Consider the following 10,689-nt stretch of genomic DNA (forward strand, 5'->3'; position numbering starts at 1 on the left):
CGTTAAGCTCTCCAGCGCCGATGGTAGTTGGGGCTTTGCCCCCGCGAGAGTAGGACACCGCCAGGCATAGCAAAAAAAGAGGCTGACCATTTGATTGATGGTTTAGCCTCTTTATTTTTGTATTTCAAAGGTGACTATTATTTCTGATTAGTATTAACAATCAGACGGTAATTATTGGCCAAAAAATGAGCATTATTTAATGGAATTTAATTTACCGATAACATGAATACCGATACCGGACCGTATAGTAATGATGAACATATCTGTTTATATACCAACCATATTCAAACAATAGGCAGCATTATTTTAATGATAATCTACGTTCTGCATAGACTTATATCAGGAAAAACATGCGAACGGATTGGATTATAAAGGGAAGGAGAGCGTGGACGTCACATGGACGGATATTGGGATTTGCTCGTCGGGGATCATTTTGTAACCATTATGATACGTATCGTTATTGCCTTAATTTTATCCGGATTAATTGGTTTTGAACGGGAATTGAAAAATCACTCTGCCGGATTTCGAACGCACATCTTGGTCGGGGTGGGGGCGTGTTTGATGATGGTGCTTTCGTTGTATGGTTTTGAGTGGATGATTGACGCTTACGATAATATACGGTTTGATCCGGCTCGAATTCCTTCTTATGTTATCAGTGGTATTGGGTTCCTCGGAGCTGGAACGATTATCGTCAATGGGATGACGATACGCGGGCTTACAACAGCCGCTTCTATATGGACGGTTGCAGGTCTGGGGCTTGTCGTTGGTGCAGGTATGTATGCGTCCGCCGTGTTTACTACAGTCATCATATTATTAAGTCTTGTATTTTTAAATAATTTTGAGAAGGTATTTAAGAAGGGGAAGTCATCATACGTCGTTGAAATCATTGCTATGCCCGGATTGGAACTTAATCATGCGATTGGTGTCTTTGAACATCATCAATTGGTATTGAAGCGGGTTGAAATCAGCCGCACCGAAAACGATTTACGCCATATATTTATAACAGTTGACCCTGGTGAGGAAATGGATCGCTCGTCTCTTTTTGAGGATATTACAAAACTGGACTATATTAAACATGCTGCGGAGCGAAAATAATTTGGATTGCTCTGTTTGCCGTATAAGCTATTATCTGTTTGTGCGGTATAAAACCTTGTGTCTGTACGGCACAAGGTTTTATATTTTTCCGATAGCCTTCCAAGATGTTGGGTCATGATATCGCGAAAAATTATTCATATTATGTTGTCTGGGTAGCGTATTATTTATGAACTGGTTTTCATGTTTCGTTTTTCATCGATTTGTCTACAATAGAAATAGATTTTTCTTGCATCTCAGTGTGTATATCGTATAATATAAGTATAGTCAAAGATAGTCAAAGTCAAATAAGGTAAATGCAAGCAAACAAATAAACGTTCGCTCATATGGTAAGAGGAGGAGGGTTTATGCGGAACATTTCGGACATCATAGAGGAATATTTAAAACAAATTCTTGATTCTGCCGGCAAGGATGCTATTGATATTAAGCGCAGTGAACTTGCTGATCGATTTCAATGTGTTCCGTCACAAATTAATTATGTGATTAAAACACGCTTTACTGTGGAAAAGGGTTATATAGTGGAAAGTAAGCGTGGTGGCGGTGGTTATATCCGCATTATCCGAATTAAGCATCAAGACTGGGCGGATTTAATTGATGATATTATGGCCATGATCCAGCCAAGTTGTTCGCAGCAGGCAGCTTATGACGTCATGGAGCGGCTTCTGGAGGAAGAACTTGTCACCGAACGCGAGGCTCGAATTATGCTGAGTGCCATTGAGCGGGAGACATTAGCTTTTCAGCTGCCGTTGCGTGATGAAATCCGTGCCCGAATTATGACATCGATGTTGACGACATTAAAATATTTGAATAAGTGAGGGGGGAATGCCATGGAATGCCAGGAATGCCAACAGCGTCCGGCAACGCTTCGTTATACGCAGGTTATCAACGGTGACAAAACAGAAGTGTATGTATGTGATGTATGTGCAAAAGAGAAAGGGTATATGACCTATCCGGAAGAAGGTTATTCCCTGCACCAATTATTGTCCGGATTGTTCAGCCCACCGATTGATAATCAGCAGCATACACCAAAACAGCAGAAAAACGAACTACAATGTCCCAAATGTGAAATGACGCTGTCCAAATTTAAAAAGCTCGGAAAATTTGGTTGTTCCCAATGTTATCAGACCTTTGAAGAGTACCTGGACCCTATGTTCCGTCGTGTGCACAGTGGAAATACAGCACACCATGGGAAGATTCCCGCCCGAAAAGGCGGCGATATGCGTATTAAAAAACAAATGAACGCATATAAAGAAGAGTTGCAGCGTTTAATAAAAAATGAGGCCTTTGAAGATGCTGCAACGGTTCGGGATAAAATCAATGCGTTAAAAAAGGAAATGGGGGGTGATGATGCATGACGCTGCAGCAATTTATGAATGAGGCTATCAGTCCATGGATGCGCGAAGATGGTCCCGACAGTGATATTGTCTTAAGCAGCAGAATCCGTCTGGCACGTAATTTTGCCCAATATTCGTTTCCGATTCTGGCTAATGAATCCGATTTGGAGAGCATCAGTTCATTTATCCGGGATGAGTATGAACATCAATCATTTCAGGATTATACGTCGTTTTCATTTATACCTATTCAGCAATTAACACCGGTGGAGCGACGCGTGCTTGTTGAGAAGCACTTAATCAGCCCTCATTTGGCAGAGCAGGATCACTCATCCGCTGTCCTGATATCTGAAAATGAACAGGTATCGGTTATGGTAAACGAAGAGGATCATCTTCGTCTGCAGCTGTACTTTCCCGGTTTTCAGCTTTCGGAAGCCCTGAGTAATGTATTTGAGTTGGATGACTGGCTGGAGGAAAAAGTTAATTACGCATTTGATGAAAAGCGCGGTTACTTAACAGGATGCCCGACCAATGTTGGTACAGGCATGCGTGCTTCGGTGATGATGCATTTGCCTGCCTTGGCATGGACCCAACAGATCACGCGCATGATACCGGCGATTAACCAACTCGGCCTTGTCGTGCGTGGCATTTATGGTGAGGGAAGTGAGGCCACGGGCAATATTTTTCAGATATCCAATCAAATTACACTTGGAAAATCAGAAGAAGATATCGTTGAGGATTTGCAAAGTGTCGCCCGGCAGCTTATTGAACATGAACGCAAAGCACGAAACCGAATTATGGAACAGTCAGGCAAGCGGTTGGAAGACCGGATTTATCGTTCTTATGGATTGTTGGCATACAGTCGCGTCATGGAGTCAAAGGAAGCGGCAACATGTATATCTGATGTACGGCTCGGCATCGATTTGGGCATTATTGATGGTGTCACAGGGAATATATTCAATGAGCTGATGATACTTACACAGCCGGGATTTCTGCAGCAATATGCTCAAAAATCGCTGACACCTAATGAGCGGGATATATTAAGAGCATCGCTTATCCGTGAACGTGTGAAACTGGAAAATTAGTTAGGAGGAGACATAGCTATGATGTTTGGACGATTTACAGAACGAGCGCAAAAGGTGCTGGCGCTTTCCCAGGAAGAAGCAGTACGGCTTGGACATAATAATATAGGCACCGAACATATTTTGCTTGGCCTTGTCAGCGAAGGAAATGGAATTGCGGCAAAGGCATTGGAATCACTGGGGTTGGAAGTATCCAAAATTCAGGAAGAAGTGGAAAAATTAATTGGATCCGGCAACCAGCCGATGCAGACGATTCATTATACGCCAAGAGCGAAGAAGGTCGTTGAATTGTCCCAGGACGAAGCACGTAAACTTGGCCATTCCTATGTCGGCACCGAGCACATATTGCTTGGTCTCATACGTGAAGGAGAAGGTGTGGCCGCACGTGTCCTGAATAATCTTGGTGTCAGTCTCAACAAAGCGCGTCAGCAAGTTCTGCAGCTTCTTGGCAGCAATGAGTCACAGACAGGACGTCAAGGGCGGGGAGCGCAATCATCGAATGCGAGCACACCGACATTGGATTCGCTGGCACGCGATTTGACGGAAATCGCCAAAGAAGGCAATGTTGACCCTGTCGTTGGTCGCAGCAAAGAAATTGAACGGGTCGTTGAGGTTCTCAGCCGTCGTACTAAAAACAACCCGGTTCTGATCGGTGAGCCCGGTGTTGGGAAAACAGCTGTTGCAGAAGGTTTGGCACAACAAATCATGCAGAATGAAATTCCGGAGATATTGCGTGATAAACGCGTGATGACGCTGGATATGGGGACTGTTGTGGCTGGAACGAAATACCGTGGTGAGTTTGAGGAACGGTTGAAAAAAGTCATGGAAGAAATTCGTCAGGCGTCCAACATCATTCTGTTCATAGATGAATTGCATACGTTGATTGGAGCAGGCGGTGCAGAAGGGGCCATCGATGCTTCCAACATACTAAAACCGGCCCTCTCCCGTGGTGAGCTGCAATGCATAGGTGCCACCACACTTGACGAATACCGCAAATATATTGAAAAAGATGCGGCTCTTGAGCGAAGATTTCAACCGATTCAAGTTGATGAACCAACCTTGGACGAAACGGTGCAGATTTTGCAAGGGTTGCGTGACCGTTATGAAGCCCATCACCGTGTCACCATTCCGGATGAAACAATTGAAACAGCCGTCTCGCTGTCCGACCGTTACATCACCGAACGTTTTCTCCCGGATAAAGCCATTGATTTGATCGATGAAGCTGGTTCCAAAGTTCGCCTGCGTTCATATGCGATACCGCCGGATTTAAAAGAACTGGAGCAAAAACTGGCTGATGTACGCAAAGAAAAGGATTCCGCCGTACAGGGTCAGGAATTTGAAACAGCGGCGTCGTTGCGTGACTCAGAACAGCGGTTGCGAGAGGAATTGGAAGAAACGAAGAATCAATGGAAAGAGAAGCAGGGGCAGGAATCATCCGAGGTAGCCGTAGAAGATGTAGCGAAAGTCGTCTCCACATGGACTGGTGTACCCGTCTCCCGTCTTACAAAAGATGAAAGTGAGCGCCTTTTGAATCTGGAAGAAACATTGCATGATCGGGTTATCGGCCAGGATGAGGCTGTGGATGCCGTGGCTAAAGCTATCCGCAGGGCGCGCGCCGGTTTGAAAGATCCGAAGCGTCCCATCGGCTCGTTCATTTTTCTCGGGCCAACCGGTGTCGGTAAAACGGAGCTTGCACGGGCGTTGGCAGAATCAATGTTTGCTGATGAAGAAGCCATGATCCGGATCGATATGTCTGAGTACATGGAAAAACACGCCACCAGCCGCCTAGTTGGCTCACCTCCAGGATATGTCGGTTATGAAGAAGGTGGTCAACTGACGGAAAAAGTGCGGACCAAGCCTTATTCTGTCATTCTTCTGGATGAAGTGGAAAAAGCGCACCCGGAAGTTTTCAACATTCTGCTGCAAGTGTTGGAGGATGGAAGGCTGACGGACTCTAAAGGACGCGTCGTTGATTTCCGCAATACCGTCCTGATTATGACATCCAATGTCGGTGTCGATGAACTGAAACGGAATAAATATGTTGGATTCACTCTTGATGATGAAGAACAAGATCATAAGAACATGAAGTCCAAAGTGACCGAGGAACTTAAAAAAGCATTCCGTCCTGAATTTCTGAACCGGATTGATGAGACCATTGTATTCCACTCACTTGAACGCAAGCATATGAAATATATTGTCCAGCTGATGGTTAAACAGTTGCAGACCCGTTTGACGGAACAGGGTATTGAATTCACGCTGACGGATAAAGCGGTGGATAAGATTGCCAATGAAGGGTTTGACCCCGAATATGGTGCCCGGCCGCTGCGCAGATCCATCCAAAAAAATGTTGAGGATATGCTGTCGGAAGAATTGCTGAAGGAAACTATCTCCAAAGGGGAAAAAGTAAAAATCGGCTTAAATAATAAAGGGGAATTTACGATTCTGTCGTAAAAATGTAATTTCCCGACACACAGATGATGAAAAACTGGAAGGAAGAACAACCTTCCAGTTTTTTTGATGGCAAGCTGCCGGGACGGAATCATGTTATACTGAGAATGTGGAACAAATATGTCATTATTTAAACGAATTGATAGAGGGCTGTAACGTCCATGCGGTGGATTTGGTATATAATAGAGGATGTAGCAAAGGAGCACGATAGCATTGGCAAAACGCAAAACAAAGTATGTGTGTCAGGACTGTGGTTATGAATCAGCCAAATGGATGGGTAAATGTCCCGGGTGCAACAGCTGGAATACGCTGGTGGAGGAATTGGAAGCATCATCTGTGCAGACGGGGCATACAATAGCCGGGGACACTAACGTTTCCGGTAAGCCAGAACGTATAACGTCAGTTGAAACCAAAAAAGAACCACGTGTGACAACAGCGATGCGCGAATTTAATCGTGTGCTCGGGGGTGGGATTGTTCCGGGGTCACTCGTACTGATCGGCGGTGATCCCGGTATAGGTAAATCAACTTTGTTGTTGCAGGTATCGTCCCAACTTGCTGATAAACAGATGCCTGTACTGTATATTTCCGGAGAAGAATCCATCCGTCAGACAAAATTGCGTTCTGATCGCTTGGGTGTCACCTCCGAGCAGCTTTATGTATTAGCGGAAACCAATCTGTTTGATATACTCAGTCAAATCGAACAGATTAAACCGGCTTTTGTTGTCATTGACTCCATACAAACCGTTTACCGGGAAGAAGTGACAAGTGCTCCAGGAAGTGTTTCCCAGGTGCGTGAGAGCACAAGCGAATTAATGAAGACGGCCAAATCAAATGCAATTCCCATTTGTATTGTAGGTCACGTTACGAAGGAAGGGGCTATAGCGGGGCCGCGGATGTTGGAGCATATGGTGGATGCTGTGCTTTATTTTGAAGGCGAACGGCACCATACTTACAGGATAGTGCGCAGTGTCAAAAATCGCTTCGGGAGCACACATGAGATGGGCATTTTTGAGATGGAGGAGACGGGGTTGCGGGAAGTCATGAATCCGTCCGAGATTTTCCTGGAAGAACGCCCCCAAGGTGCAGCGGGATCAACCGTAGTCGCCTCTATGGAAGGAACAAGGCCTGTTCTTGTTGAAATCCAGGCACTCATTTCCCCAACCAGTTTTGGCAACCCGAGACGGATGGCAACCGGATTTGATACCAATCGTGTTCCCCTTTTGATGGCGGTTCTTGAAAAGCGCGTTGGTCTTCTGCTGCAGAATCAGGATGCTTATATAAAAGTGGCCGGCGGTGTCAAACTTGATGAGCCCGCTATTGACCTGGCTGTAGCTGTCAGTATTGCATCCAGTTTCCGTAACCAACCGACAAGGCCGGAAGATATTTTTATCGGCGAAGTTGGATTGACCGGTGAAGTACGGCATGTGTCCCGGATCGAGCAGCGGGTTCAAGAGGCGGCCAAACTCGGCTTTGAACGTGTGTTTTGTCCCCAAAAGAATTTGGATGGTTGGAATCCGCCATCATCTATCCAGGCTATTGGAGTCCGTACGGTTCGTGAGGCGCTCGATGAAGGTCTGACCACCTGACAGCTCACTACCGGTCGGCACGAATTAGCACGTGACGATTTATTGACATCATTTATGGAGTATGATAAAATAGTTTATTTTAAATTGACTGATTTTTACATTTGTGCTAACATATAAGATACGGTTTTTTATTTTTATGTGGATTTATGGCGGTTAATTTGTGAAAAATGGGCAATAATAGTTGATAGGAGGTGATCGTGGTGTTGAATAAGATTGTTCATTTATTTTTTATTATCAGTGGAGGCACGATCGGATTTTTATATATCCCGGATATTGTTCATTTCTTTGATGTTACCAATCCCCCGTGGGTAGCATCCTCTTATCTGGGCATGGTTTTAGGCGCAATTATTCTATTTGGCCTTTCTTATTTTGTTACGGATTATATAGTCGGGTTTTTAAGATGGATTGAGGACGGTTTGATTAAAGTTCCGGTTGGCGACTTGCTTTTTGGCGGTCTAGGTCTGATTGGCGGTTTGGTCATTGCCTATTTAATCACTATTTCTTTGAAAGATATTGATATCTATCTCGTATCACAGGTTTTACCGCTCTTTATAACGATTTTATCAGGCTACTTTGGTTTTCAAGTTGGGTTTAGAAGACGGGATGAATTGATGAATTTATTTAATTTTAGCCGAAAAGAACGGGAAAAAAAGCAGCCAATGGAAGAGTCGTCCGAACGGAGACCACCCAAACCTAAAATCCTTGATACTAGCGTTATTATTGACGGTCGCATTGCGGATATTTGCCAGACGAATTTCTTGGAAGGCACCATCATAATTCCGCAGTTTGTGCTTGGTGAACTTCAGCATATAGCTGATTCATCGGATGTATTGAAACGTAACCGGGGCCGACGAGGGCTCGATGTTCTGAACCGGATTCAAAAAGAGCTTCCGGTTGACGTGGAAATTTATAACGGTGACTTTGAGGATATTCCGGAAGTTGACAGCAAGCTGATTAAATTGGCTAAAGTGATGGACGGGATTGTTGTAACCAATGATTTTAATTTGAATAAAGTCTGTGATTTGCAAGGCATACCGATTTTAAACATCAATGATCTGGCAAATGCCGTTAAACCGGTGGTTCTGCCAGGCGAAGAATTAAGTGTGCACGTTATTAAAGATGGTAAAGAGCACAATCAAGGTGTTGCCTATCTGGATGACGGAACGATGATTGTCGTGGAAGAAGGGCATGACTATATCGGTAAGACGATTGATGTGTTAATTACAAGCGTCCTGCAGACGTCAGCCGGCCGGATGATTTTTGCGAAACCAAAATTACTTGAAAAAGCACAGTAAAAACGGTATAACGTATAGAGAAGGAAAAGTGATAACAAGTGAGGTTATCACTTTTTATTGCGCTTAGTATTCAAGGTATTCTATGGATAAAGAAAGGAGTCCCACCATGACAAATCAGGTTCGTGTACGTTACGCCCCAAGTCCGACGGGGAATTTGCACATAGGAAATGCGCGCACGGCATTGTTTAATTACTTATACGCCCGGCACTTTGACGGGACGTTCATCATCCGGATTGAAGATACGGATGAAAAGCGAAATGTTTCAGGCGGAGAAGAAAGTCAGATGACATATTTGCAGTGGCTTGGCATTGACTGGGATGAGGGAGCTGATGCCGGTGGTGATTACGGTCCCTATCGCCAGATGGAGCGTCTGGATATTTACCGCCAGTATGCCACGGAGCTGCTGGAGAAGGGACTGGCCTACAAGTGCTATATGACCGAAGAGGAACTCGATCAGGAACGCGAACAACAACGCGCGAGAGGCCAGGTTCCGAAATATTCAGGAGCTCATCGTCATCTGACGCAAGAGCAGGTTGACCAGTTTGAAAACGAGGGACGTATCCCGAGCATCCGTATACGAGTTCCGGATAACCATTCATATACATTCCATGATATTGTAAGAGGTGACATCACATTTGATTCCAGCGATTTTGGTGATTGGGTGATTGTCAAAAAAAATGGCACACCAACCTATAACTTTGCGGTGGCGATTGATGATCATTTAATGGCCATCACCGACGTTCTGCGCGGTGAGGAGCATATTTCCAACACTCCGAAACAAATGATGGTTTATGAGGCATTTAGCTGGGAACCGCCGCGATTTGGACACATGACGCTGATTATGAACGAAAAACGTAAAAAACTGAGCAAACGTGATGAACACATTATGCAGTTTATTGAGCAATACCGGGATAAAGGGTATATGCCTGAAGCTTTGTTTAACTTTATTACCCTGCTGGGTTGGTCGCCAGTTGGTGAAGAAGAAATATTCAGTAAGGATCAATTGATAGAGATTTTTGACCCTGACCGGCTATCAACATCTGCTGCCATATTTGACCAGCAAAAACTGAGATGGATGAATAATGAATATATTAAAGCGGCGGATTTGAACAGCGTTATTGATCTGGCGCTGCCGCATTTACAGAAAGCTGGACGTCTGCCTGAGAATATGGATGCCTCGACAAGAAAATGGGCGGAAAAAATGATCGCTCTGTATCAGGAACAGCTCCATTATGGCGCGGAAATTGTCGAACTGACCGATTTGTTTTTCCAGGAATCCATAGACTATGATGAGGCAGCGATGGATGTGTTAAATCAAGAACAGGCCCCGGAAGTGCTGCAGGTTCTCACGGATAAGTTGATCCATTTGGACGAGTTTGAAAAGGATGCTATCCAGCAAGAAATTAAAGCAACCCAAAAAGAAACCGGACATCGCGGCAAGAGACTGTTCATGCCAATCAGAGCGGCGACAACCGGACAGACACACGGTCCGGAACTGCCGCTTGCTATTGAGCTATTGGGAAGAGATACGGTTGTGAGCCGTTTGGACAGCTTGCTGAAGGAGTTCGGAGCCTAATTGGTTCACAATTGCAAATAAATATAATATAGTAATATCATAAACAAAATAATGATAACCGTATTTAATGCGTTGATAAGGAGAAGTAAAAAACGCCATGCTTGTCCAGAGAGAATCACCATCGGCTGGAAGTGATTCGAAGCACCGTTTTTGAAATGCACCTTGGAGCCCGCTATGGAAATGGAGTATATAGCGGCGGCGCTCTGCCGTTACCGGAGCCAAGCTGGAAGAGAGCTTATTCTTCAAACAGAGTGGGACCGCGCAAACGAGCGTCTCTG

At 44.7% G+C, this 10,689-nt stretch carries 8 protein-coding genes and 1 other annotated feature; all 8 genes read left to right on the top strand.

Annotated elements, in window-relative coordinates:
• Positions 1-396: 396 nt before the first annotated feature.
• The 8 genes from ABDZ72_RS04310 (at position 397) to gltX (ending at position 10,411) form a co-directional block, all read left to right on the top strand.
• Entirely contained in the window at positions 397-1,095 is a 699-nt protein-coding gene (locus ABDZ72_RS04310; protein WP_343751383.1) for an MgtC/SapB family protein, read from the top strand.
• Positions 1,096-1,439: 344 nt separating this feature from the next.
• Positions 1,440-1,907: a CtsR family transcriptional regulator gene (locus ABDZ72_RS04315; RefSeq protein WP_343751384.1), complete on the top strand. Its 468-nt coding sequence runs from the start codon at positions 1,440-1,442 to the stop codon at positions 1,905-1,907.
• Between the two features lie 12 nt (positions 1,908-1,919).
• On the top strand, positions 1,920-2,447 hold the full coding sequence (gene mcsA / locus ABDZ72_RS04320) for a protein-arginine kinase activator protein McsA (RefSeq protein WP_343751385.1): 528 nt from the start codon (positions 1,920-1,922) through the stop codon (positions 2,445-2,447).
• Positions 2,444-3,508 (top strand): protein-arginine kinase McsB, encoded by a 1,065-nt coding sequence (gene mcsB, locus ABDZ72_RS04325; RefSeq protein WP_343751386.1) that lies wholly within the window; start codon positions 2,444-2,446, stop codon positions 3,506-3,508. Before mcsA ends, mcsB begins: the two co-directional genes overlap by 4 nt.
• An 18-nt stretch (positions 3,509-3,526) precedes the next feature.
• Entirely contained in the window at positions 3,527-5,956 is a 2,430-nt protein-coding gene (gene clpC, locus ABDZ72_RS04330; RefSeq protein ID WP_343751388.1) for an ATP-dependent protease ATP-binding subunit ClpC, read from the top strand.
• Between the two features lie 210 nt (positions 5,957-6,166).
• Positions 6,167-7,540, top strand: a complete 1,374-nt coding sequence (gene radA, locus ABDZ72_RS04335; protein ID WP_343751389.1) for a DNA repair protein RadA — start codon at positions 6,167-6,169, stop codon at positions 7,538-7,540.
• A 200-nt stretch (positions 7,541-7,740) separates the two neighbouring features.
• Positions 7,741-8,835 (top strand): PIN/TRAM domain-containing protein, encoded by a 1,095-nt coding sequence (locus ABDZ72_RS04340; RefSeq protein WP_343751390.1) that lies wholly within the window; start codon positions 7,741-7,743, stop codon positions 8,833-8,835.
• 106 nt (positions 8,836-8,941) lie between these two features.
• Positions 8,942-10,411: a glutamate--tRNA ligase gene (gene gltX, locus ABDZ72_RS04345; RefSeq protein ID WP_343751391.1), complete on the top strand. Its 1,470-nt coding sequence runs from the start codon at positions 8,942-8,944 to the stop codon at positions 10,409-10,411.
• Positions 10,412-10,474: 63 nt separating this feature from the next.
• Positions 10,475-10,689, top strand: a binding site (T-box leader).

This window comes from Lentibacillus halophilus (assembly GCF_039522485.1).
GTDB lineage: Bacteria > Bacillota > Bacilli > Bacillales > Amphibacillaceae > Lentibacillus > Lentibacillus halophilus.

What these genes read in the sequence shown, in the direction of transcription:
- gltX (WP_343751391.1), top strand. Translation starts at nt 8,942, where the DNA reads ATGACAAATCAGGTTCGTGTACGTTACGCCCCAAGTCCGACGGGGAAT.
- mcsB (WP_343751386.1), top strand. Translation starts at nt 2,444, where the DNA reads ATGACGCTGCAGCAATTTATGAATGAGGCTATCAGTCCATGGATGCGC.
- ABDZ72_RS04310 (WP_343751383.1), top strand. Translation starts at nt 397, where the DNA reads ATGGACGGATATTGGGATTTGCTCGTCGGGGATCATTTTGTAACCATT.
- ABDZ72_RS04315 (WP_343751384.1), top strand. Translation starts at nt 1,440, where the DNA reads ATGCGGAACATTTCGGACATCATAGAGGAATATTTAAAACAAATTCTT.
- mcsA (WP_343751385.1), top strand. Translation starts at nt 1,920, where the DNA reads ATGGAATGCCAGGAATGCCAACAGCGTCCGGCAACGCTTCGTTATACG.
- clpC (WP_343751388.1), top strand. Translation starts at nt 3,527, where the DNA reads ATGATGTTTGGACGATTTACAGAACGAGCGCAAAAGGTGCTGGCGCTT.